This is a genomic window from Paenibacillus pasadenensis DSM 19293, from assembly GCF_000422485.1.
Taxonomy (GTDB): Bacteria; Bacillota; Bacilli; order Paenibacillales; family Paenibacillaceae; genus Paenibacillus_O; species Paenibacillus_O pasadenensis.
This window is the reverse complement of record NZ_KE383848.1, coordinates 258581-282396: the sequence shown is the minus strand read 5'-3', so window position 1 is coordinate 282396 and position 23816 is coordinate 258581. Positions and strand designations below refer to the sequence as shown.

Below are 23816 nucleotides of genomic sequence, written 5' to 3'. Positions count from 1 at the left end.
AAGATTTCTAAACTCGACTACTCAACATGCCTCAAGTCAATCTAAACCCATTTGAGGAGTCGGTTGAATGCAGCCAAATCTCATCTTGAGAATCAAAAAAGGTTTGATAGAGTGAATTAACTAAAACTCACAATACCAAGCGAGAAGGTGGCCTCATTCTAAAAAAGTCGCCAACTGATCTGTTACTTTACGTCTATTCACAATTTAGGCTCCTCTGGGTTAGCTAAAGCTAACCCAGAGGAGCCTAAATTGATTTTTCATCTAATTAATAGATAACCATGTCAGATATTCCTGCGTACTCGAATAATCATTAGGCGAATGGCCTTTAACGTTCCAATAAATAGTGTATCCCGGCGGCAGTCCTGTAACACTCATTGTATCTATATTTCCAGCTCCATTATCTAGAGGAGAAACTGGAGTATTGTTTGGACTATAGATTCTAAAATCAAAATCAAAATTCTTACTTGGGGTACCGTCACCGTTTCCATTTGCTAGAAAGACAGTCAAATTAACTGGGCTACCGGTATAGTTAAACCATTGAAACCAGTCCTCGTCACCATAACTAGTAATTTTCCCAGAGAAAAATTGATTAGGAGGAAGGAAATGAGCACTGTAACCATCATCGGCGAAACCTGGAGTTGCAGAAGCACTTCCAGCAAAAGATAAAGTGGCCAACCCAACTGATAGTGCTAGCAGTTTTAGTTTTTTCACAATAACCTCCTGAATTGATTTAATATTAGCCCCCATCCTTTGGATGGAATAATGCGATCCTTCTTCCATTCAAAAGGATATGGTTTATACAAAATTACATTATTTATATTTATATGTGAATAAGCCCCATTTACCATTCTTGATCTCTGTTATGATTCAGAATTCCCAAGTATCGCAAAGGAACCAGCGGGAACTTTGTATTTTCATGAAGAAATATGAGATGTTACCATTTTCGCATTCATCAAAATTTTAACTTATCAATCCAATGACTTTCGACCATCCAAAAAACCTAGATAGTTTATCGATTAACCCAAAGGTTTACCTATGCCAACAAGGAGCTGAACTCGTACCTGAGAGCTTTCAACCGTTCTTTGAATTTCGTCATCACCTTGTCCGATGGCGTCGTTCGTTTTCCCGGTTCGGATTCATGTCCGAGAATGGTCCAGCGGGTGAAGATAGGTGTTCGCTAAAAGCGTTACGGTGTGCCTCGTTAGTTTATTGTGCTGCCAAGCACACAAAAAGCAAGAGAAACTACTATTCTCGCAGCTTCTCTTGCTTTTTGTATGCCATTAGAACAAAACTTGATTTCATTCACAATCTAGTAATTCCAATCCATTTAAGGTAACTCTGAGTACTCGAGAAACCATTTGTTGTATGCCCTCTTACCCTCCAATAAACAGTTTCACTTGGTGCGAGATTGCTCAAATACATAACATAATCATTTCCTGCACCATGATCGTCTGCCTGTATGAGAGTATTATTGGGATGAAATATTTTAGAATCAAAATCATAATTTTTATTTGACTTCCCATCTCCAGATTCAGGAACCAAATAGATTGCCACATTCACAAGATGTATAAAAAAAGCAAATGAGCTTGTCTTATTTACGACTCTCCGCTCATTTGCTTGTATTTAATCTAATTGATTTTCGGCAGTCGTTTCAGGCCGACCAGCACTTTTCCGAGAATGATGCCCGAGTCGGAGCGAAGCAGGTTCGATTTCGGTTCGAACACATACCCGTTCTTCGGATTGGTGCTGTCTACCGGAGAGCCTTGAATATAGCCCTTTTGGTAGATCGCAAGGACCGAGGCGCGGGCGTAATAGTCGATGCCGCTGTAGTCCTTGAACGCTTTCTGCAATGCCTTCTCGATCTTGGCCGGATCGGTCTCCAGCTTGAGCTTGAGGGCCCTGGCCAGGATGACGGCCGCATCCTCGCGGGTCAGGTTGCTCGTCGGCTCGAACGTCTTCGGCGCCTTGCCGCGGATATAGCCTTCGTTGAACGCCGTCTCAATGTAGCGGTAATCCCACAGCGCGGTGCTCTCGACGCCGACGTCGTTGAACAGCCGCTTGGAAGGATCGGTATTGTAATTGAGCTGTACGCCGAGCGCCTTGACCATCATCGTGGCGAATTCGCCGCGCGACGTATACAGGCTGGCGCCGAACTCATCGAGCCCCGCCGCATTCATGAAGCCTTTGGCATACATTGCCTCCAGGTAGTTGCGCGCATAAGGATGCGACGTGATGTCCAGGTAGGAATACTTCAGCTGTCCGACGACGTAATAGCCGAATTCCTTGAACGGTACGGTCACGGTGTTTTTCTTCGTGTCGACAACGCCGCCCAGGTTGACCCATTCCGGCTTTTTCGGATCGAAGTGGAACACGGTGATGAACGTGCCGTTGGCATCGACGATATTGGCGTCATACGACAACGTCAGGCTGCCTTCTTTGGACGTCACCAGCTCGCGGTTGATCGGACGATCCACATACGAAGGCAAGTCCGCCGTCGGATACTGGTACGGATCGATGCCGTAGGTGAGCGGGTCGTTGACGCTGTCCGTCTGCGGGTCATCCGCCATGCCGGCGTCGATCCAGAATACCTTGCCCGCCTTGTTAAAGTTGGTGGAGAACGTATTCTCGAACATATTGCCGAGGCTCTCGAGAATCAGGTCGAAGTTGGCCGGCGGCACTTCGAACTCATGCCGGTCGACGACGCCGTCGGTCGGGTTGGCGATGCCGAACAGCAGGCGATGGCCGGTGAACACCTGGTTCTTGAGCTTCTCCGGCACGTTGTAGTCGCGGCGGATAAGCGTCGTCGATTTCGGGAAGGTCAGCTGCAGCTCGCCTTCAAACATTTTGTGCGAGCTCTTCATTTCTTCCATGAAGCCAGCGCCAGGAATATTCGTCGGCGCGTAAGTGACGGTAACGGTGCCGTTGATCGAGTCGTTCTCGTTGGCGATCGTAAACTTCAGGTCGTTTTTGCCCGACTTAAGCCCGCTGATGACGACGCGGTAAGCGGTCGTGTAGTCGATCGTGCCGTCGTTGTCCGCGTCATAGGCGATCTTCTCCGCGTTCAGCTTGTTGACCGTGACCGTCTTGGCGCTAGGCGCGTCGATGATGACCTCGACGAAGTTCTGGTTGACGATGCGCTTGCTGTTCAGAGGGCGCAGAATTTTATACGGCAGCGCCGTCGGATCGACCTCGAGGCGGTAGCTGGCGCGCGCGCCGGCTTCGCCGTTGTTGTAGACGTAGAAGTTGTAGACGCTGGACGTGCCGTCCTTGCTCAGGTACTGGTTGGACAGCACCCAAGAGAATGTCTGCGTCTTGAGGTCGTACGTGACGACGAGCTTCGGCACGCGCTCGCCTTGTTTCGGAATCTCCGGGATGGTATTGCCGGTGTTGATCGTTCCAACCGTCTGCTGATCCTTAGGCAGACCTGTATCAATGACGCGAAGCTCCCTAGCCAGCGTCCAGACGATCGGGCTGCTCATGTTGCTGCCTTCGATCTTCAAGATGAATTTGCTCTTATCGATCGTGCTGCCTGTTCCATTAAGCGCATTTGTCGCATCGGACAAACTCGTTCCAAGATCGATGAAATCAAACGTGCCGTGAAGGTTCATATACGGTTCCTTCGTCGTGAACACGCTGCCCGATTTCGGGAAGTTCGGATCATTGGCCAGCGGAGCCGGCAGGTCGCTGCTGTACGGATAGATGCTGTCGGCCTCGACCGGAATGACCGGGAGGTTGACTTGGTTCAGGAAAATAGTAATCGAGTTCTCATAATTGTTCTTGCTTCCCTTGTAGACGAATTTCAGATTGAAGGCGCCGGCGGACTTCATGATCTCCTTGGCCGCCGCGATCCCGTTTGCTGTCGCCTGGAACGAGTTGACCGCCCCATTCTGCTGGATCTCGATCGGGGCATTGTTGATATAGAAAAACATCGTCTGCGGCTTGCCGCCAGCCGGAGCATAGCGAATGTCCGTCAGATCGTTCAGGTTGGTCAGCGTGGCAGCAAAGTTCTTGAGCGTCGTGGAAACGATCGTATCGAGCTGTGTTAATTTGGTCGAATCGTAGTCGATCTTCATCGTATCATAGATGCTGTCGTACTTGAGGAACGGTCCGAACAGCATGTTGAACGTGACCGAGCCGGTTGCGCTGGCGTCGTGCTTGAACGTGACCGTCTGCGTTCCTTCATAGGGAAGCTTCGTAAAGACAAGAATCTTGCGTACGAACGTTTTGTTAACGCCGTTGACGGTCTTGGTTACCGTCGTCGAATAGGTCTGTGTCGTATCGATCGGTTGAACTGCGCCTGTCAACTCATAGTCCGTCGTGTTGCCGTTGATATCTGTGATCTTGGATACCGTCAATGGAAGCGTCGTGTCTGACGTGTTGCCGATCAGCACCTCGACCGCCAGCGGCGTGTCGTAGATATTCACGCCCGAGAGCGGCTTGCTCTCATTGTTGCGGTCCTGTGTCGTTTTATAGTTCGGAATGTAGTTGATCTCGCTGATGAACGGAGCCAAGGAGTCGCGCAGCGTGAACTTGAGGTTGTACACGCCCTGAGACTCGCCTGCGACCGTATTCAGCGCTTCCAGCGAGAGGTAGTAGGCGCGGTCATAGCTGAAGCTGGATAGAAGCTGGCTGAGCTTGATGTCGACCTTATAAATAAAGAAGGCATCCTCTGGACTGAAGCCGCCCGCGCTGACAGTCGGAATCGCATTGACCGGCGCGGCCGCCGTCCCATCCAGACGAGGCGTAATTTGAATCGGCTGCGTCGGGTCCGGATTCGGCACCGTCACGCCGTTCACGACTTTTTTGTTGTTCGGCACAATGACCGTACCCGTCACGCTGAGGTCGGCTGGCGAATTTGCTTTGCTCGTCCCGAAATCAGGCGAGTATTCCAGCGCCGCGCTGTTCGTAATCGTCGTGCCGTTCAGCTCGTTGAGGTTCAGGTCATAGAACGTCACCTCGCCGTTGTAGAACGCGATCTCGCGCGTCGTTTCCACGGTCTGGTTGTTGTTCGTCACCTTGATCGTGACGAGGTTCTTGCCTTTTTTGACCGTCAAAGGCGAGAGCGTGAATTCGTAGTTGTTTGTCGCGGAGACATTGTAGCTGCGGCTCGAGCCGTTCACCTCGATCGTCACCTTTTGCGCATTGGGCGCGTTGCCGGTGATGGCGATGTCGGCCGAAGTCCGGCCGCGCGAAGCTCCGGAGGAGACGACCGTCGTCGCGTTCTCTTTCATCGGGAACGTGCTGCCGTCCAGGCGAGCGGCCAGGTTGTAGAACACCGGGCCGTCATGGTACATGATGTAGATGGAGGTCGACACCTCAGCGCCGCCCTGCAGGCCCTTGAACGTAATCCGGTTGAGGCCGGAGTATAGTTCAATGTTGTTCGCCGTCAGATTATAGCCGGTCAGGTAGATGCCGCCCTTGACGTTCTCCGTCTTGGAGCCGATCTGGTCGTCGGCGGGATCTTCTGTATTCTTGTTGTTCACAATTTGCAGGACGCTGTACGTGATGCTCGTCGGATCGATGTTGCTGACCGAGCCTTCCAGATTGACGCGGCCGTTCGTCGTCACCCGGGGATTGAGCGAACTGCTCGTCTCCTTCGGGAATGTGAAATAGCCGGTCGCGGCCGCATCAGCCGTCCGGGCAGGCAGTACCGGCAGCAGCTGGACCACGAGGGCCAGCATGAGGACCATGGCGCTGAATCGTTTGAACACGGGAAGCCTCCTCCATACTGTTGCATAGGAATTTGTGTACGTTATTTATCGGACCATGACTGGAAAATTGTTAGGAGCGCGCCGGATTTACGATAACTTCTATTATCATGAAGATAGTAAAAAGCCTGTCCCTCCGCGTGGAAGGACAGGCTTCGATTCTAATGAAGGCTATTTGCCGCGCTGCTGGTCGGGCTTGAGCCTCATGCGGGCCAGCAAGCTCAGCAGCGGCCGCTTGGACTTGTCGACGATGCCGATCAGCTCGGCGCCAATCTGCATGAAGAACACGAGCAGGCTGATGACGACGAACGTCACCCAGTTGGCTGCGTGAGATTGGACGAAAGTGGACTGCACGATCGCCGCGAAGCCAAAGAAGGCGGCCACCCCATAAATGATGAGGACGGTCTTGCGATGGCTGAAGCCGAGCTCGCGCAGACAGTGGTGCAGATGGCCCTTGTCGGGCGCGAAGATCGGCCGCTTGTTGACCCAGCGGCGGATGATGGCAAAGAACGTGTCTGCGATCGGCACGCCGATGATGAGCAGCGGCGTGATCAGGGAGACGACGGTGACCTGCTTGAAGCCGATCATCGACAGCGTCGCCAGCATGAAGCCGAGGAACAGCGAGCCGGAATCTCCCATGAAAATCTTGGCCGGATGGAAGTTGAATACCAGGAAGCCGAGGATGCCGCCGAGCAGCAGGCAGCTCATCAGGATGATCGGCTCGAAGCCGAGCACGAACGCCATGACGAGGATCGTCGTAATGGCGATGCCGGACACGCCTGCGGCGAGGCCGTCGAGGCCGTCGATCAGGTTGATCGCGTTGGTCACGCCGACGATCCAGAAGATCGTCAGCGGGATGCTGATCCAGCCCGAGATCTCCTGCATGCTTTGGCCGAACGGAATGTTGAGCAAGTCGATCTTGACGCCGAAGCCGAAGACGACGACGCTGGCGGCGACAAGCTGCAGCAGCAGCTTCACCTTGGCCGACAGCTCGAAGCGGTCGTCGAGCGCGCCGGTCAGCACGATGATCGTGCCGCCCGCCAGCATGGCTCGGATCAGGTTGCGGTCATACGCGCTCAGCAAGCCGTCCGGAATGAACGGCAGCACGATGAAGAACGAGCCGATAAACGCCAAGAAGATGGCGAGGCCGCCCAGACGCGGCATGATGCGAGTATGGACCTTGCGCGCATTCGGCTTGTCAATCGCGCCGACCTTGAAGGCGAAGCGCTTGACGAGCGGCGTCAGTCCTAGCGCCAGAACGAGCGCGACGGCAAATCCCGTTATATAAAGCATTGTGGCATTCACTCGAATTCAACTCCCCTTAAGTTCACCGGAATGAATTATAACTCGCATGAAAAAGAAACACCAACCCCAATATTCGGTCATTTCACAGCGAATATCGGTGAATTATCGAAGTTCGTAGGGTTTTGTCACCTTTTCCTTGTCCCGGATCACTTTTAAAGCGAATTGCGGCAAGACGAGCATTCTCCGGAACCGCGTCGGCTGCTGCAGCAGACGATAGAACCATTCGAGGCGCAGCTTTTGCATGAAGACGGGAGCCCGCTTGAGCCTCCCGGCGATGATGTCGAAGCTGCCGCCAACGCCCATGACGAGCGGAACGCCGAGCTCCTGCTTGTAGCGCGCGATCCACGGCTCCTGCGTCGTCGCCGAGCGGGCGACGAACAGCATGTCCGGACGGGCCGCCCGGATGCGTGCGATGACGTCGGGGTCTTCCTTTTCGCCGAAGAAGCCGTGATGGGTCCCGACGATGCGGGTGCCGGGGTACTTCTCCCCAAGCTTGGCCGCGGCCTCGTCGATGACCTCCTGCGTCGTGCCGAGCAGGTAGGCCGTCCAGCCCCGCTCTTCTCCCTCGAGGAAAAGACGGTGCATCAGATCGAAGCCCGGCACCCGCTCCCGCACGGGCTGGCCGACATGGCCGGCCGCCCAGACGACGCCCGCGCCGTCCGGCACGACGAGATCGGCCTCGCGGAGCATCCGGTGAAAGGCCGGATCCTCCAAGCCCATCATCACCATGATCGGATTGGCCGTCACGATCTGGGAAGGCCGCCCCGCCTCGATCCGGTTGGTCAGATACTCGACCGTCTCGTCCATCCCCATGCGGGAGAAAGGCACGCCGTAGATCGACACCTTCGGCACGAGCCGGCTCTCCAGCCACTCGGTCGCATCCGTAGCGTCCTCCATCGCTTCCGCGAGCCGGACCGCTTCCGGAGCGTCGGATTGAAGCGCCGCGCCGCTCGGCGGATCGGCATCCTCGGCCCCGGCAGCCGGGGACGCTGTTATTTTGTTGTTCGAGTCTATATTCGTCGACATGGGTCGAACCTTCACCTCTTCGCTTTTTGACGCAAATGGCGGACGATATGTTGCGCGGGCCAGGCCGCCTCGCGCTGCAGCCGGTCGATCAGCGGAGCCTTGTCGGCTCGCCAGGCGTCAGAGCCGTCCAGCAGCCGCTCGGCTGCATCCGCGAATGCAGAAGCGTCCATCGCCTCGGTCGTCGCAGCCGGGCGCTCCTGGAGCCTGGCGAGAAACTGGTCGATCTTCGGATCGTAGCTGATGCCGAGCATCGGCACCCGCTGGCCGGCGGCGTAGATGAGAGCATGCAGCCTCATGCCGACCAGCAGGTCGCAGCGGCTCACCTCGAGCAGCATCCGCTGCGGATCGTCGCCGGGCTCGGCAAGCTCGGCGCTGCTGCCCGGACCGAGCTCGCCGAGCCGCTCGATCGTCTCGAGCGAAGCCTCCGCATCCGCCGGCACATGGAAGGGCAGGAAGCGCAGACGAACCGGGCGGCGGCGCGCCAGCTCGCCAAGCGCCTCTGCGGCGCGGGCGAGGTCGGCGCCGTCCTTGCGCCAGCGGCGCAGGGAGATGCCGACCACAGGCGTGCGGTCGTCCGCCCCGCCGCTCGCCGCGTCCGCCGCGCCGGCTGGCAGCGGCAGCCCCATGACCGGATCCGGCACGATGCCGATCCGCTCGCGCGGGACGCCCATCCGGCCGAGCAGCTCGGCGGATTCGGCATCGCGCACGGATACATAGGCGCTGCGCGTCATGACATGGCGGATGAGGCCGTCCATGCGGCGGTTCAGCACGGGGCCGACGCCTTGGGCATAGATGAACGTCGGCTTGCCGAGCAGCTGCGCCAGCTTGAGGATGCCGGCATAATAAGGAATCGTCTTGCTGCCCGTTACGTCCTGCAGCAGGCTGCCCCCGCCGCTGATGAGCCCGTCGCATCCGGCGATCGTCCGCAGCAGCCCAGTCGGGCTCATGCGGCCGACGGCCTGCACGCCGTACATCGACTCGGTCGCGGCCGGGTCCCCCGACAGGACGACCGGCTCGATGCGGACGCCCTGCTCGCGTCCTTCTGCTTCAAGCGCGAGCAGAATCGACTTCAGCACCGCTTCGTCGCCGCTGTTGCGGAATCCGTAATAACCCGAAATGGCAATACGGAATGTCGGCGAGCCGCCTGCCTGCCGGATCTCAGCCATGAAGGGTGGCCTCCTTTCCGCGGCTGCGCAGCTTGCGGTACAGCGCTTCGCCGATCTGCCAGGCGGCGATCAGCGCCAGCCCGATGATCGCGCCGAGGCCGAGACCGAGCAGCACGCGGATGAGCGACATCGGCAGCGGCGTGTGGATGTGGGTGAACGTGCCGACCATCGACAGCTGGCCCATCGCTCCTACAACAAGCAATACCCAGGCCGCCCGATAGCGAAGCGCCAGGAACAGGCCGAGGAGCATGAGCGGGTGAGCGAGCAGGAATTCCTTGGTCCGCGGACGCACGCCGAACGTCGATTCCAGCAGATTGCGGAAGACGAGCTCGAAGCCCGGCGCCGTGCCGCCGTTGCCTGTCCGGGACAAGTAGTACAGGCCGACGATGCCGAGCACAGCCGCCGCCGCGATCCACAGAATGGTGATCTGCAGGCTGAGCAGGCGGCGCAGGCTCGTCCAGAAGCTGCCCCCGGTGAACAGGAACAGGTACGCCGCCGTCAGCGCCATCGGCGCCAGGGCCAGCAGGTTGACGCCCCGGAACTGCTGAAGGACAAGGCTGTACGTAATGTTGTTGAGCAGGCCGACGACGATCGGCACGGCAAGCAGCGAGATGAGCGTCGCCACGACGAACATGGCGAGCGCCATCGACAGCCTCCTGCCGGCGGAAAGGCCGTGGAACACCCAGCGGGTGCCCGGCTGGCTGAGGCCGCCGAGCATCGCGCTCCACGGCGACACTTGGAAGGTCGCCTCCGAGCCGGATGAGCTCCATTCGCCGCCTACCGGGCGACGAGGACCGTCCGTATGGGCGTAAATGCGATTGATGACCCACACCATCGCCAGCGTCGGAGCGGCGATCGCCGCTCCGAGCGCCAGGCCCTGTTCCATCAGCGAGCTGTTGAGCACGTACAGGCCGGCGCTTCCGACAAGGCCGAGCAGGAACACCGGAATGGTCAATCCGCCGAAGAACGCGCCTGCAAGCAGCGCGATCAAGCTGACGGCGCCAAGCGCCGACGCCCCTTTGAGCGCCTTGTGCCAGGACGGCTGGTCGCGCTCGAACGCCGTCGCCTGACCGGACGGGAAGCCGGAGCGGTCCAGCGTCTGCACCGCTCCGTCCTTGCCCCCGATCGAGGCATACAGATTGTCGAGCGGGTTGGTCACCATGCCCTTGTCCAGGTTGGCCGAGGGCGCGGCGTTCAGGTAGAACATCCGGATGTTGCGGTCCTTGGCCGCCAGCAGGAAGCGGTCCACGATGACATCGGGCTTGAGCGCAGCCGCATCCTTGTCGGACAACGAGTAGAGCCGCGCTACATTATAGTGCGTCTTATACGCAAGCGTATTCAGCCCTTCTTGGGGCTTTTTGAGATTTTCGATCGCGGACAGGCCGATGCCGTACTTGTTCAGCAGCTCGGCGAAGCCGTCGAGGCTGCGCAGGTTCGCCTGCTCCGCCGCGCCTTTGACGGCGTTGCCGTCGAACAGGATGCGCGTGACGCCGAGCTCCTTGAACCGGGCAAGCATGCCGTCGGCCTGCTGCTGGTCGTACGGAATCCGGTCGGACAGGCGCGGCAGCAGATGGAAGCCGGCCTGGGTGAGCCGATCCAGCGCCAGCGGATCGGGCTCCATCGTCTTGAGCACCGCGTCGGACAAAGGCGTCTCCAGCACGAGCCCCGCGAGGCCGTCGAACGACCAGGAGTCCACGCGGATGCCGGACGATTCGAAGCGGGCGCGGATGATCGGCTCGAGCGCCGCCTGCTCCGTTTCGCCTTCGAACAGCAGGTAGGTGAAGTTCCGATCGGCCGGAACCGGCTTGTTCTGCAGCAGCGCCGCTTCGGCCTCGCTGTACAAGCCGAGCCGTCCGGCCATCTCCAGCTCGTCGAGCCGGCTTTCGAATACGGACATCGTGCCGACGCCCGCGGCCTTGAGCTTTTCCAGCTCGGCGCTCATGAATTCCTCCGGCTTGGCCTGATAGGAGGCCACCAGCACCAGATCGGAATAATCGAATACGTACTCCACCGTATCGGCGGTCTTCTCCATCTGCCATCGGCTCGCTCCGATCGGCATCGACAGGGCGACGCATGCCAGCGCCAGCACCCACAGCACCTTGCGGGCTCCCCGATTCCATTGCTGCCATTTCAACACTTGTCCACTCGCTCCCTTGACTGCATGTTCCTCTATGGCGCGCAGGGCGGGGCGTCTCTCGCTCCCGCCCTGCGGCTGTTCGATCTATATCGGCTGCATCTGCCCGGCTCGCGAGCCAGCCGCCTCAAGCCATCGCGTCGACGCGCTCCATGACGGAGGAGCGGAGCGCGTCCAGCGCCTCGCCCGCCGCTTGCTGCGACTCGCCGCGCACCGCGAAGTATACCTTGATCTTCGGCTCGGTGCCCGAAGGGCGGAGCGTGAACCAGGAGCCGTCCTCGAGCAGGTACTTGAGCACGTTCTCCTTGGGCAGGCCGTCCAGGCCGATGCTGTAGTCCAGCACCTCGGCGATCTTGACGCCGCCCGCTTCTGCCGGAGGCGCCGAACGGAAGCTGTCCATGATGGCGCCGATCTTCTGCACGCCGTCCAGTCCCTTGAGCGTACGCGACTCCAGCCCCTCCAGATAGGTGCCGTACTCGTCGTACAGCTCCAGCAGCACATCATACAGCGTCTTGCCCTGATGCTTGTAATAAGCGGCCGCCTCGGCGATCAGCATGGCGGCGACGACGGCGTCCTTGTCGCGGGCGTACATGCCGGTCAGGTAGCCGTAGCTTTCCTCATAGCCGAACAGGAATGCATGCGATCCGGTCCGTTCGAACTCGGTCATCTTTTCGCCGATGTATTTGAAGCCGGTCAGCGTATCGATGACGTCCGCTCCATGCGCCTTGGCGATGTCCGCGCCCATCTCGCTCGTCACGATCGTCTTGACGACGACGCCGTTCGCCGGCAGCTGGCCCCGCTCCTTGAGCTGGCTGAGCACGTAGTTCACGAGCAGCGCGCCGGACTGGTTGCCGGTGAGCACGACGTACTCGCCGCGATTGTTCTTGACGACCGCGCCGACGCGGTCGGCGTCCGGATCGGTGCCGATGATCAGGTCGGCATCCTGCTCCTGCGCCTGCCGGATCGCGAGCGTGAACGCCTCGCGCTCCTCCGGATTGGGGCTTTTGACGGTGCTGAAGTAGCCGTCCGGCTGCTCCTGCTCCTGGACGACGGACACGTTCGAGAGGCCGATCTCGGCCAGCGCCTCCCGCACCGGATGGTTGCCCGTGCCGTGCAGCGGCGTGAAGACGACCTTGAGATCGGAGCCAGCGCCGCGCTTCAGCAGATCGCGGTTCAGGCTCTGCGCCGCCACCGCCTCGATGAAGCGGCGGTCGTCGGCGGCGCCGAGCCAGACGAGCAGGCCCTTGGCCTCGGCCTCCTCGCGGCCGATCCGCTTGATCTCGGCGAAGCTGCCGACCCGGCCGATCGCCGCGATCGCCTGCTCGGCCTCATGCGGGACGAGCTGGCAGCCCTCGGGACCGTACGCCTTGTAGCCGTTGTACTCCGGCGGGTTATGGCTGGCCGTGATGACGATGCCGCCGCTCGCGCCAAGATCCCGCACCGCGAAGCTCAGCTGCGGCGTCGGCCGCAGCGAGGGGAACAGATACGTCTTGATGCCGTTGCCGGCCAGCACGAGCGCCGCGTCCAGCGTGAACTCCGGCGAGTTGTTGCGCGAGTCGTGGGCGATGACGACCGACGGAGAATCCGTCTGGGCAAGCAGCCATTGGGCCAGTCCCTGGGTCGCCTTGCCGACGGTGTAGGCGTTCAGCCGGTTCGTGCCGGCGCCCATGACGCCGCGCAGGCCGCCCGTGCCGAACTCGAGATCGCGGTAGAAGCGGTCGGTGATCTCCTTCTCGTCGCCGGCGATGCCGCGCAGCTCTTCCTTCGTCGCCTCGTCGATGAGCGGATCGCTCAGCCAGGCATGATAGCGTTCGGTCGCGATTGCGGTTACGGACATCCGTTGATCTCTCCCTTGTCTATGTATGGCGTCCGCGGGCGGAGTGTCCACCCGCTAAGACGATTTTCCTATCCGAATGGTTTTGCCGTCCTCGCCGGGATCAGCTCGGGTCCGTCAGCGCGAACATGATGCCGCCTTCGGCCACGACCTTGCCATCGACGCTGGCGGTCGCCTTGCCCTTGCCGACGATGCCCTTGAGCCGCGTGATCTCCACCTCGAGCCGCAGCGTGTCGCCCGGCGTCACCTGCCCGCGGAAGCGGAATTCGTCGATGCCCGCGAACATCGCGAGCTTGCCGCGGTTGGCCTCCAGCTTGAGGATCGCGACCGCGCCCACCTGGGCGAGCGCTTCGACGATGAGCACGCCCGGCATGACGGGGAAGCCCGGGAAGTGTCCGGCGAAGAACGGCTCGTTCATCGTCACGTTCTTGAGGCCGACGGCGCGTCTGCCCTCTTCTACCTCCAGGATGCGGTCGATCAGCAGGAAGGGCTGGCGATGCGGAATGATGTCCATGATTTCGTTGATATTCAGCAAGTTGTGGGTCTCCTCCCGGAGGAAATAGTATCGCCGGCCCGGCGGCCGCATCCGCATGGAACGCTCCGCTTCGGGCCAGACTAGAACTGTCCCCCGCGAGCCTGCAGGTCGCAGGGGTTGAGATAAGGGCAGGCCCGCGCCGGACGAACATCCGCGAAGGGCTTGTCCTTTTTGTCGATTCCGGAGGCTGTTCGGTCACCCTCGGGACCTAGCCATGCCCCCGTTATTATACCTCCCGGCGAATGAAAAAAAAACCGCCGCCCTTCCTATTTTCCAGCCTTTGCCTACATTTTCCGCATCGATATGCCGTTAACTAGTATATTCCGACGAAAATCCCGACTCAAAAGGAGTGTCTACCGTTGACCCGACACGCTACACCGCGCGGCCGCACGCTGCTGTCGCTGCTGCTGGCGGCCGTCCTGGCCCTCTCCCTGCTGGCCCCTGCGGCCCATGCCGAGGATGCCGTCACCTCCGTCTCGCTCGACGCCGGCTCCAGCCTGTCCCTGACCTACGGCGAGGACCCGTTCGCGCTCGTGCTGTGGGCTTCCTACTCCGGCTCCTCCGCTAAAAAAGACGTCACGTCCTCGGCCGTATGGACGACCTCGCTCTCCTCGGTCGTCAAAGTGAGCGGAGGCGTGCTGACGCCGGTCGCCTCCGGCAAGGCGACGATTACCGGCAAGTTCGGCGGCTACTCCGCCAGCGTGGCCGTCACGGTCGAATATCCGTACAGCAAGCTGCAGCTGCAGCGCGGCGGCGAGAATGCCCCGTCCAAGCTCGAGGCGGCCGTCGGCGACAAGCTTCAGCTCGATGTCCTCGGCGTCAAGAACGGCCTGACGACCGAGCTGACCGAGGACGCCGACTGGACGAGCTCCAGCGCCGCCGTCGCCACGGTCAAGGACGGCGAAATCGAGATCCTGTCCGCGGGCACGACGACGATCAAGGCCTCCTACCGCGGCGTATCCGCCTCGCTGACGCTGACGGCCGAATCGCCTTACAAGGCGATCGAGCTCTCCGAAACGTCGCTCGTCGAGCTCGAGACGGGAGGCAGCCCGGCCCGGCTGAGCGCGACCGCCCAGCCGAAGGACGGCGGAGCCAGCCTCGACGTCACGTCCAAGGCCGTCTGGAGCAGCTCCGCTCCGACGGTCGTGAAGGCCGAGAAGGACGGCGTCCTGACGCCGGTCGGTCCCGGCACGGCGACGATCTCCGTCTCCTTGCACGGCGTAACCGCGACGGTGCAGGCCGTCGTGCGCCAGCCGTATGAAGTGCTCAAGCTGTCTCCGTCCGCCGAGCTGCACCTGCTGCTCTCCGACTCGCCCGTGCAGCTGTCCGCCTCCATCCCGAGCGCGTCCGGCAGCGCCGAGGACGTGACGGCGCTCGCGGCATGGACGTCCTCCGACCTGTACGCGGCGACCGCGGACGGCGGACTCGTCACGCCGAAGGCGGCCGGATCCTCGACGATCAAGGCCGAATACAAGGGCGTCAGCCGCTCGCTCAAGGTGACGGTCTATCCGACCGCCGTCCGCATCAAGGCAGCAGAAGAGAAGCTGTCCGCGATCGTCGAGGAGACGCGCGAGCTGCCGTCCATCACCGCCGCCGGCCTCGACGACGCGGAGTTCAGCGTCACGAAGCTCGTCAAATGGACGTCCAGCGATTCCGATATCGTGGAGATCAAGGACGGCAAGTGGATCGCGCGCAAGAGCGGCAGCGCCGTGCTCAAGGCCGAGCTCGGCGACATGTCGGTCGAGCTGCCGTTCGAGGTGAATGCCAAGCCGCTCGCCCTGCTGTCCGAGACGAAGAACCTGTCGCTAGTCATCGGCAAGACGGTCGGGCTGCCGAAGCTCACCATCACCTACACGACGGGCGAGGAAGAGGATGTCACTGCCAAAGCCGTCTGGAAAGCTTCCGGCAGCAGCCTGCTCGTGCTGGAGGACTCGATGCGCGGCCTCGCCAGCGCCAAGACGACGCTGACCGCCTCCTACCTCGGCAAGACCGTCTCGTTCCCGGTAACGATCGAGGAGGAGATCGTCAAGCTGACGGTCGATCCGTCCTCGCTCACGCTCAATCCGAACCGCAGCAAGACGGTCAAGGTGACCGGCACGTACAAGAGCGGCTCTACCGTCTCCCTGGCGGCCAAAATGGACTGGAGCACGGACGCTTCGGCTGTCGCGAGCGTGCAGCGCGGCACGATCAAGGCGCTCAAGCTCGGCAGCGCCAAGCTGACGGGCACGTACCAAGGCAAGAGCGTCACCGTATCGCTGTCCGTCAAGCCGAAGCTCAAGAGCCTCGTGCTCTCCGAAAAAAGCCTCAAGCTTGCTCCGGGAGCTTCGGCTCAGCTGAAGCTGAAAGCCTTTTATGACAACGGAACGTATGAGGAAGTAACTGCAGCCTCCCTCTGGTCCTCGAGCCGTGAAAGCTCCGCAGCGGTCACGCAGGGCGGCACGGTGAGCGCCGTCGCCAAAGGCACGGCGACGATCAAAGCCGTCTTCGACGGCAAGTCGGTCACCGCGCGCGTTACGGTCAAATAAATCGGACTCCGAGGCGGCACTGCCGCTTCGATCCCATCCGCCCTTCGGGCCGCTTCACTAAAAAAGGGACGAAGCCGAGATGATCTCGGCTTCGTCCCTTTTCTCATGCCCGGCTGCTGCCGCCAGCGCCCTCGCGCACGGCTCCCCGGTTCCCGACGGATGTGCAAAAAACCGGCTCCGCGAAGGAACCGGTCCGGCTAGGAATCCGAGAAGATCAGGTCGTAAATATGCTTGTAGGTCGCGATGTCGAACGCATCCGACATGCTGCCTCCGCCTACGGTGACAAAGCCGAGGTAAAGACCGCCTACGAGCGCGCCGGCGAACAGCGCGAGCACGATCAGCTTGCGCGCGAACCACCAGGCGGTAAAACGGCTTTTCTTGCGCGGCTTGCCCGAGGACGCCGCGGCTTGCTTTTCCTTGGGGCGCGCCGCGCCGCCTGCGGATGCAGACGAGCTCTTCTCGCCTTCCCGCGGGGACGGCGCTCCGCCCATCGACGAAGCCTGAGTATCGTTGGTCATGATCATCATCCTTGACGGCGCGGCAGAGCCCCTCTCCCGCCCGTCATGCTGCAGGAGGAAAGGCTCAAGCGCGCATATTGTTGGCCAGTCCGGCCATCGTGTCGGCAGAGGTCAGCGCACGCGCGCTGAGCTGATAGGCCCGCTGCACGCTCAGCAGCTCGGTCATCTCCTCCACGAGGTCTACGTTGGACTGCTCGATGAAGCCTTGGCGCACGGCGACGGCGCCGCCCTCTCCCGCCTGGACGGGCGTCAGCACGTCGGCGGCATCGGTGCCTGCGGCGACGGCGAACAGGTTGTCGGCTGCGGCGACGAGCGATTCGGGACGCGTCGGCTGCACCAGCGACAGCTGTCCGAGGCGAGTCCGGCTGCCGTCGGCGCGAACGCCGTCGACGACGCCCTCCGGGCTGATCTGCAGCGATACGCCCTCCGGCACGACAATCGGGCCCTCGCGCAATACGACGCCGTTCGCCGTCTGCACGGGCACCTGACCCAGGACCGGATACCCGGTCGCTGTCGCGAGTATCGTATCACCCTGGCCGGTCACCGTCAACTGAAACGCCCCGCTGCGGGTGTAGCCGCGGCCGCCGGCATCATCGGACGCGACGACAAAAAGCGCGTTCCCTTCGAGGGCCAGATCGGTCGAAGTCCCCGTCTCCTTGAGGCTGCCCTGGGTCATGTCCGGCCCCATCTGGATGAAGCGCGCGCCCCAGCCCTGATTGTAGCCGAGCGGACCGACGCGGCCCTCGCGGCGGAATGCCTCCGGCTGCTGCTTCGCGTTCGTGAGCAGGTCCTGAAAGGTCGCTTCCTTGCGCTTGTAGCCGGCCGTATTGACGTTGGCCATATTTTCGGCGAGCAGGTCAAGCCGCTGCTGCAGCGCGCTCATCGACACCGTCGCATTGATGATGGAATTGTTCACCGGTCATCCCTCCTTTACACTCGGCCGATCTCGTTGGCGGCCTTTTCCAGGCTCTTGTCGTAGAATTGGATCACCTTTTGGTTGGCTTCGTAGGCGCGCATCGCGCCCATCAGATCGAGCATCGTCTGCGTCGGTTCGACGTTCGAGCGCTCCGCATAGCCCTGCCGCACCTCGATGCCCGCTCCCGGCTGCGCCGGCGCGGCGCCGCCCTCGCCGTCAAGCCGCAGCTTGCCGTCGCCCTCGCGGACAAGATCGGCGACCCGATCGACCTGCGTGATAAGCAGCGCTTGGCCCGTCGGCGCTCCCGTCGCGTCGACGAAGCGGAAGCTGCCGTCCAGCTTCAGCGAGTCCAGGCTCGTGCCGGGCTCGAAGGCGATCGGCTGCCCTCCGGCCCCCAGCACCGGCGAGCCGTCGGAGGTCACGAGCGCGCCTTCTCCGGTCAGGTGGAACTCTCCGCCGCGCGTGTAGCGCGTCTGTTCCTGCTCATTCAGCACCGTGAAGTAAGCCTGCGGCCGATACGTCACCGTGCCGTCCTCGGCGACGGACTTGCCGGAAGCGTCGAACGTGACGCCCGGCACCTGGATTTCCGAGAGGATCGCGAAGTCGGACGGCTTGTCCGTCTTGTTGAGGTCGCCCTGGACCTGCAGCGCGATGCTTTCCTCGGCGAGCACGCCGGTGCTGAGCCGTCCGATCCGGCGGACCGGCTCGTCGTTCTTGCCGCTCATCGACAGCAGCATTTCGGGAAACGAGCGGTTCAGCGCATGGGAGGCTTTGTAGCCGGTCGTATTGAGGTTCGCGATGTTGGTCGTCGCCGTGTCATGGACGCGCTGCTGGGCGATCATGCCCGCCGCGGCGGTATATAAGCCTCTGATCATGGAGGAGCCTCCTTGAGGGTGTTCTGCTGTCGTCTATATCGGCATGCCGCCAGGACTTGTGAATAGGGCTGGATGCCCACTTGCCGGCATTCCGCCTGCGATGAGTCCCGGCAAGCGCTGGCGGAATAGTTCGGCAGCCCCGATGCGGACGCGCCAAAAAAGCCGCTGCTTCCGGCAGCGGCCAAGCGAGCGCCGGCCCCCGCCTAGGACACGGCGGGGGGCTAGCGGGCTCCCGACTATCAACCCGCCAAAATCAGGCGGGTTGGCGGGCTCCCGACTATCAACCCGCCAAAATCAGGCGGGTTGATAGCGGGCTAGATACGCGCTTTCTTACGCGACATGCGGTCCAGGTGGTCGAGCATGTAGCCCGTCCCTTTGACGACGCAGTGCATCGGATCCTCGGCGACCAGCACCGGCACCTTGAGCTCGTCCGCCATGAGCAGGTCGAGTCCGTCAAGCAGCGCGCCTCCGCCCGTCAGGATGACGCCGCGGTCGATGATGTCCGCCGACAGCTCCGGCGGCGTCTGCTCCAGCACCGTCTTGGCCGCGGCCACGATAGCCGCCACGGAGTCCGACAGCGCCTCGCGCACTTCCTCGGAATGGATGCTGATCGTGCGCGGCAATCCGGTCACCATGTCGCGGCCCCGGATGTCGATCGCGTCGTTGCGCGCGCCGGAATGCACCGAGCCGATGCGAATCTTGATCTCCTCGCTTGTCCGCTCTCCGATCAGAAGCTTGTACTTCGCCTTGATGTAGCGGCTGATGTCCGAATCGAACGTGTCGCCTGCCACCTTGATGGATGCCGACGTGACGATGTCGCCCATCGACAGCACCGCGACGTCCGTCGTGCCGCCTCCGATATCGACGACCATGTTGCCGCTCGGCTGGTAGATGTCCATGCCCGCGCCGATCGCCGCCGCCTTCGGCTCCTCCTCCATATACACCTCGCGCGCGCCGCAGCGCTCGGCCGCCTCGCGGATCGCCTTTTGCTCGACGGAAGTGATATTGGTCGGAGCGCAGATGAGAATACGCGGGCGGCTGTACCAGCTCCGCCCGCCGATGCGGTCGATGAACGCCTTGAGCATCATTTCGGTAATCTCGAAGTCGGCGATGACGCCGTCGCGAAGCGGACGGATCGCCACGATGTTGCCCGGCGTCCGTCCGACCATCCGATAGGCTTCGTCGCCGACCGCCAGCACCCGGCGGGTGTCGGTCTCAACGGCGACGACAGAGGGCTCGTCAAGCACGACGCCCTTCCCTTTTACATGAATGGACACGTTGGCGGTGCCCAGATCGATTCCGATATCCTTGCTCAGCATAACGTCCGAAGTCCCCTAACGAATAGTGTGGAAGCCCATTACCCATTATTCGCTGAAAACCTCGTTTTTCCTCTGATTTTGTTGAAAAAAATTAGCGTTTCCCGGCCGCCAGCACCTCGCGCCGCTTGGTGCTTTTTTTATACTTGATCTTGGTGGCCTCCCCGCCCCGCAAGTGGCGGATGGACTTATGGTACTCGAGGATGTGCTTCACCTGATCGGCCAGGTCCGGGTTGATTTCCGGCAGCCGCTCGGTCAGATCCTTGTGCACCGTGCTCTTGGACACCCCGAACTCTTTGGCGATCGTACGCACCGTATGTTTGGTCTCCACGATGCACCGGCCGATCTTGATGGTCCGCTCTTTGATGTAATCGTGCACGTTCCCGCCTCCTTGACTGTTTGTAAGTTTGGTACATTATATGAGGGGGTCGGGCAGATATTCTTTATGGCCAAGTCCTAAGCCGGAATTCCGTCCCAATTGGCTGAAAATAGGACTCCCGATGCTTCTAGAACCGAAATCGGACCTTGCGCGGACATAAAAAAAACCGGCCCTCCCTAGGGGAAGGCCGGCGTATGGGACCGCCTGCGAAAAGCTTATTCGGCGTCGTCCGGCTGAGCGCCGTCCGCGGCGCCGGCGCTGTCCGCCGCTCCCGCGTCCGTCTGCTCGGCCGCGTCCGGTGCTGCGGAGCTGCCCGCCTCCGGCTGGGCTGCCGCCGTCTGCAGCTGGGGCGCTGCGGCCGGCAGCAGCGAGGACGGATCGACATGCTCGTCGTTTTTCAGCAGCGCGAAGTGCAGATGCACGCCGAGCTCCTTCTGCAGATCGTTGCGGCCCGCTTTGCCGATGACGGTCGCTTGCTTGACCTCGTCGCCCGGCTTGACGGTGACGCCGCTCAGGCTCTGGTAGACGGAGACGAGCCCGTTGCCGTGCGCGATCTCGACGACCGTGCCGTTGGTCGGCTGGTCTTGCACGAGCGTTACCTTGCCGCTCAGGACGGCCTGCACGTCGAACGGCTGGTCGTCGGCCCGGGCCAGGTCGATGCCCGTATTGCCCTTATACGTATTGCCCTGCTCCACGAGGGAGGCTTCCTGCTCGGCCGCGCTGGCATTGCGGTCAAAGTAGCCCCGCTTCACCAGCACGTCCTCGACGCTGGCGACCGGCCACAGCGCCGTCTCGCCCGGAACCGGCTTGACCGTCTCTTGGATCTGCTCCTGTCCGCCTTGCTCCGTCTGCACGCTCTCGGGAGTCTCGGTAGTCGAAGTCTTCTGCTCGTCTCCTTGATAGAGCCACATGACGGTTACGATGATGGCTGCCGCTGCGACAAAGATGGCCGGAGAGATCCATTTGCGCGACAGGGTCTTCTTGTAGGTTGAAGCGGGCTTTCTTCCTCCCAGTTGATTTTTAGGAGGGTCTTGCTTGGCGTTCTTCTGATCTTGTTCATTCATCTTTCATCACCTCACTAGCCATTGTTGCCGGATTGGATGGCTTTATACGTGAGGCGATAGAGAATTTGCAAGAGCGCCTGAGAGGGACGCCGGGCCTCCCCTTTCGGGCCGTCCGGGGCTCAGGCGGGATTGCGGGGCAGCGAAGCCGTCCGCACGACCTCCGTGCCGGTGTAATAATGAGAGAGGATCTGGTAGGCCGAGCGGCCTGCCTTGGCCATGCCGTCCGCGCCCCACTGGCTCATGCCGACGCCGTGGCCGTAGCCGTACGTCGTGATCTCGATGTCGCCGCCCTCTACTTTCCAGGTGAACTGGGTGGAGGGCAGCCCGAGCTTTTCCCGGACCTCCCGTCCCGTAAGCACCTGCCCGCCTGCCGCCAGCTTCCGGATGCGGCGGCCGTCGGTCGTATCGAGCACGCGCAGGCTGCGGGCGCCTGCCTTCGAGCTGACGCCGAGCTTGCGCCAGAACGCCGCCAGGCTCATCGTCGTCGTCTCCTTGTATTCCGGGCTGATCGTCTTGTCCCACGGGCTGGCCACGCTCCGCAGATAAGGCAGGCTGGCGTCCCAGTAATCCTCCGAGTTCTCCGTGTAGCCGTTGCTCGTGCTGAAAAAGAGCGCTTCGATCGGCTTGCCTTCATAAGTCACGATCTGCCCTCTCGTCTGCTGCACCGCCGCGTTCAGCTTGGCGAGGTTGCGCTCGCGCTCCTCGCCGCTCCAGCGCTTCTGCAGCTCGGCGAGCGGCACGTACACCTGATGCGCCGTCGTATCCGTCACGTCGGCGGCTCCGCCCGGCACGCCGGAGCGGTCCTTCGCGGCAAGCCGCTTCACGATGTAGGTGCGCGCGGCGATCGCCTGCGCCTTGAGCGCCTCCGGCTCGAAGCCGATCGGCATCTCCCCGGCGAGCACGCCGCGGACGTACAGCTCCATCGGCACCTTCTCCACCCGCTTTTCTTCCGTCAAATAAACCCGTACGAGCATCCGGTCGAGCTCGCCGAGCGGCGGGAGCTCGGCGGGCGCTGCGTTCGCCGAGGCGGAGGAAGGAGAGGAGGGCTCCGCTTCCGGCTCGACATGGCCGGCTTCGGCCGGCTTTTGTTCGCGCCCGGACGGCGGGGAGCCGTCCGCGTCCGATGCCCCGGGGGCAGAGGCGGAGGCGGCTTGTCCGCCTGCGGCGGAGCTCGTCCCGCCGTCGCCTGGGGCCGGGACGTCCGGGGCGCCGCCCAGCAGCGGCACGACTTTGCCCGCGGAAGTCGTGAACGTCGGCTGGCGCTCCGTGAAGACAGCCGATGCCCCATAGCCGCCGGGCCCGTCCACGGCCGCCCGCTCCGGCTCGGCCTGCCGGTGCGCGATCAGGCCCGGCAGCAGGATCGCCGCCGCCGTCAGCGCGCCGAGCGCCGCCAGCGTCCATGGCGATGGCGTCGGCGGCGTTCGGCGGTTAACCGCATCGGCGGCGCCTTTGACGGGCACCCTTCCCCGCCGGCTTTCCTCTGCGCCGTATCCGCTCCCGCCCCTTCCTTTCAGCGCTCCGGCAGAAGGGCCTTCTCGTCGCATCGCTTGCCTTTGCGGCGCGTGTTGCTGCTGCTTCACCTCCCGCGGAGCTTCTGGCTGAACCGTCCGTTCATTAGACCTTTTCTCTTGAAGCTTCTTCACTGGCGGCTCGTCCCGGTGCGGCGATTGATGTAGCGATGTGTTTTCATGCGATGTGTTTGTTTGCATGGCGTTCTCTTGCGACGTGCTGTCTTGCTGCGCATCTCGCTGCAACGTTCGTTGTTGCTTCGTTTCTTCAGCCAACGTTGCTTCTCGCGGCGAATCTCTCGTCTGCCGGACTTCCTCGCTCCTGCTTTCGCCGGCCGGCAAAGACCGATCTCTCGCCGCAATCACCGGGTCCGATTCCGGCTCGGTCCCCTCTGTCCTTTGGACAGCTTCGTCCCAAGTCCAGCGCGCCCGCTCTCTTTCCTGCCGCATCTCCACATGTCCCCTTTCCCGCCGTAGACGGAGTCTTCTTCTACTTCCATCTCATCGTTATAGAGTATGAGAGGGGAATTATAGAATAGAACAGGAAGGGTCAGGCGAAACGAGTCTGGAAAGAGGCTTGAAATGCCTCCCAGGGCGAAGGCGGGGGAATACTGCCTGTGAAAAAGCACAAAACCAACCGCCTCGCGCAGAGGGGGTTGGTTTTGTGCTTTTATCAGCTGTTTTTTATGATCTCTCGTGAGGAGAAGCGCTCGCCTAGTTTTTCAAGCTCCCAATAGGGAAAGATTCCCTCGCCTTTCCAAAGGCTACGGAAATAGGCTTCCAATTACGCTCCATGCCGGGGAGGGACACGGCGGAGCAGATGGCAGAGACGCGCGAATCGCGTTTCAATTCATGCTCCCAGCGGGGAGTGACCCAACACCGTCCTGACGCGATTGCTCACGCACCCGTTTCAATCCACGCTCCCCAGCGGGGAGCGACGCGCAAGCAGTTCGAGGCGACGAAAAACACTATGGTTTCAATCCACGCTCCCCAGCGGGGAGCGACCG

The 23816-nt window shown here is 61.3% G+C and carries 16 protein-coding genes; 1 reads left to right on the top strand and 15 read right to left on the bottom strand.

Annotated elements, in window-relative coordinates; genetic code table 11:
- Nucleotides 1–261: 261 nt before the first annotated feature.
- From H582_RS31960 to fabZ, 8 genes are all read right to left on the bottom strand, one after another.
- The gene (locus H582_RS31960; protein WP_127464414.1) at nucleotides 262–711 is read right to left on the bottom strand and encodes a hypothetical protein; all 450 of its coding nucleotides are present in this window, start codon (nucleotides 709–711) and stop codon (nucleotides 262–264) included.
- Between the two features lie 917 nt (nucleotides 712–1628).
- Entirely contained in the window at nucleotides 1629–5711 is a 4083-nt protein-coding gene (locus H582_RS0113860; protein WP_127464415.1) for an S-layer homology domain-containing protein, read from the bottom strand.
- Between the two features lie 168 nt (nucleotides 5712–5879).
- Nucleotides 5880–7001 carry a glycosyltransferase family 4 protein gene (locus tag H582_RS0113855; RefSeq protein WP_043111319.1) on the bottom strand — a complete coding sequence of 374 codons (1122 nt, stop codon included), beginning with the start codon at nucleotides 6999–7001 and terminating at the stop codon, nucleotides 5880–5882.
- A gap of 114 nt (nucleotides 7002–7115) precedes the next feature.
- Entirely contained in the window at nucleotides 7116–7910 is a 795-nt protein-coding gene (locus tag H582_RS0113850) for a WecB/TagA/CpsF family glycosyltransferase (protein ID WP_052333272.1), read from the bottom strand.
- 140 nt (nucleotides 7911–8050) lie between these two features.
- Nucleotides 8051–9205, bottom strand: a complete 1155-nt coding sequence (gene csaB, locus H582_RS0113845; RefSeq protein WP_043111318.1) for a polysaccharide pyruvyl transferase CsaB — start codon at nucleotides 9203–9205, stop codon at nucleotides 8051–8053.
- Nucleotides 9198–11342: a DUF5693 family protein gene (locus H582_RS0113840; protein ID WP_028598986.1), complete on the bottom strand. Its 2145-nt coding sequence runs from the start codon at nucleotides 11340–11342 to the stop codon at nucleotides 9198–9200. Before H582_RS0113840 ends, csaB begins: the two co-directional genes overlap by 8 nt.
- A 124-nt stretch (nucleotides 11343–11466) precedes the next feature.
- Nucleotides 11467–13176, bottom strand: coding sequence for a phospho-sugar mutase (locus H582_RS0113835; protein WP_028598985.1), 1710 nt, complete (start codon nucleotides 13174–13176; stop codon nucleotides 11467–11469).
- Between the two features lie 100 nt (nucleotides 13177–13276).
- Nucleotides 13277–13708 (bottom strand): 3-hydroxyacyl-ACP dehydratase FabZ, encoded by a 432-nt coding sequence (fabZ, locus tag H582_RS0113830; protein WP_028598984.1) that lies wholly within the window; start codon nucleotides 13706–13708, stop codon nucleotides 13277–13279.
- A gap of 359 nt (nucleotides 13709–14067) precedes the next feature.
- Here fabZ and H582_RS27630 point away from each other — a divergent pair, with 359 nt between their 5' ends.
- Entirely contained in the window at nucleotides 14068–16233 is a 2166-nt protein-coding gene (locus tag H582_RS27630; protein ID WP_043111317.1) for an Ig-like domain-containing protein, read from the top strand.
- 197 nt (nucleotides 16234–16430) lie between these two features.
- Here H582_RS27630 and H582_RS27625 read toward each other — a convergent pair whose 3' ends face one another.
- From H582_RS27625 to spoIID, 7 genes are all read right to left on the bottom strand, one after another.
- Nucleotides 16431–16751: a DNA-directed RNA polymerase subunit beta gene (locus tag H582_RS27625; RefSeq protein ID WP_164820128.1), complete on the bottom strand. Its 321-nt coding sequence runs from the start codon at nucleotides 16749–16751 to the stop codon at nucleotides 16431–16433.
- 64 nt (nucleotides 16752–16815) lie between these two features.
- Nucleotides 16816–17667 carry a flagellar hook-basal body protein gene (locus tag H582_RS0113815; RefSeq protein WP_028598983.1) on the bottom strand — a complete coding sequence of 284 codons (852 nt, stop codon included), beginning with the start codon at nucleotides 17665–17667 and terminating at the stop codon, nucleotides 16816–16818.
- 14 nt (nucleotides 17668–17681) lie between these two features.
- The gene (locus H582_RS0113810) at nucleotides 17682–18542 is read right to left on the bottom strand and encodes a flagellar hook-basal body protein (protein WP_028598982.1); all 861 of its coding nucleotides are present in this window, start codon (nucleotides 18540–18542) and stop codon (nucleotides 17682–17684) included.
- Between the two features lie 314 nt (nucleotides 18543–18856).
- Complete coding sequence (gene mreB / locus H582_RS0113805) at nucleotides 18857–19861, bottom strand: rod shape-determining protein MreB (RefSeq protein ID WP_028598981.1); 1005 nt, start codon at nucleotides 19859–19861, stop codon at nucleotides 18857–18859.
- A gap of 91 nt (nucleotides 19862–19952) precedes the next feature.
- Nucleotides 19953–20237: a sporulation transcriptional regulator SpoIIID gene (spoIIID, locus tag H582_RS0113800; protein WP_021880270.1), complete on the bottom strand. Its 285-nt coding sequence runs from the start codon at nucleotides 20235–20237 to the stop codon at nucleotides 19953–19955.
- A gap of 215 nt (nucleotides 20238–20452) precedes the next feature.
- Nucleotides 20453–21301 (bottom strand): M23 family metallopeptidase, encoded by an 849-nt coding sequence (locus H582_RS27620; RefSeq protein ID WP_084137277.1) that lies wholly within the window; start codon nucleotides 21299–21301, stop codon nucleotides 20453–20455.
- Nucleotides 21302–21420: 119 nt separating this feature from the next.
- Nucleotides 21421–22761: a stage II sporulation protein D gene (gene spoIID, locus H582_RS32900; RefSeq protein ID WP_052333248.1), complete on the bottom strand. Its 1341-nt coding sequence runs from the start codon at nucleotides 22759–22761 to the stop codon at nucleotides 21421–21423.
- Nucleotides 22762–23816 lie beyond the last annotated feature (1055 nt).

What these genes read in the sequence shown, in the direction of transcription:
- H582_RS0113855 (WP_043111319.1), bottom strand. Translation starts at nt 7,001, where the DNA reads ATGCTTTATATAACGGGATTTGCCGTCGCGCTCGTTCTGGCGCTAGGA.
- H582_RS0113850 (WP_052333272.1), bottom strand. Translation starts at nt 7,910, where the DNA reads ATGGAGGACGCTACGGATGCGACCGAGTGGCTGGAGAGCCGGCTCGTG.
- csaB (WP_043111318.1), bottom strand. Translation starts at nt 9,205, where the DNA reads ATGGCTGAGATCCGGCAGGCAGGCGGCTCGCCGACATTCCGTATTGCC.
- H582_RS0113835 (WP_028598985.1), bottom strand. Translation starts at nt 13,176, where the DNA reads ATGTCCGTAACCGCAATCGCGACCGAACGCTATCATGCCTGGCTGAGC.
- H582_RS27625 (WP_164820128.1), bottom strand. Translation starts at nt 16,751, where the DNA reads ATGACCAACGATACTCAGGCTTCGTCGATGGGCGGAGCGCCGTCCCCG.
- H582_RS0113810 (WP_028598982.1), bottom strand. Translation starts at nt 18,542, where the DNA reads ATGATCAGAGGCTTATATACCGCCGCGGCGGGCATGATCGCCCAGCAG.
- mreB (WP_028598981.1), bottom strand. Translation starts at nt 19,861, where the DNA reads ATGCTGAGCAAGGATATCGGAATCGATCTGGGCACCGCCAACGTGTCC.
- H582_RS27620 (WP_084137277.1), bottom strand. Translation starts at nt 21,301, where the DNA reads ATGAATGAACAAGATCAGAAGAACGCCAAGCAAGACCCTCCTAAAAAT.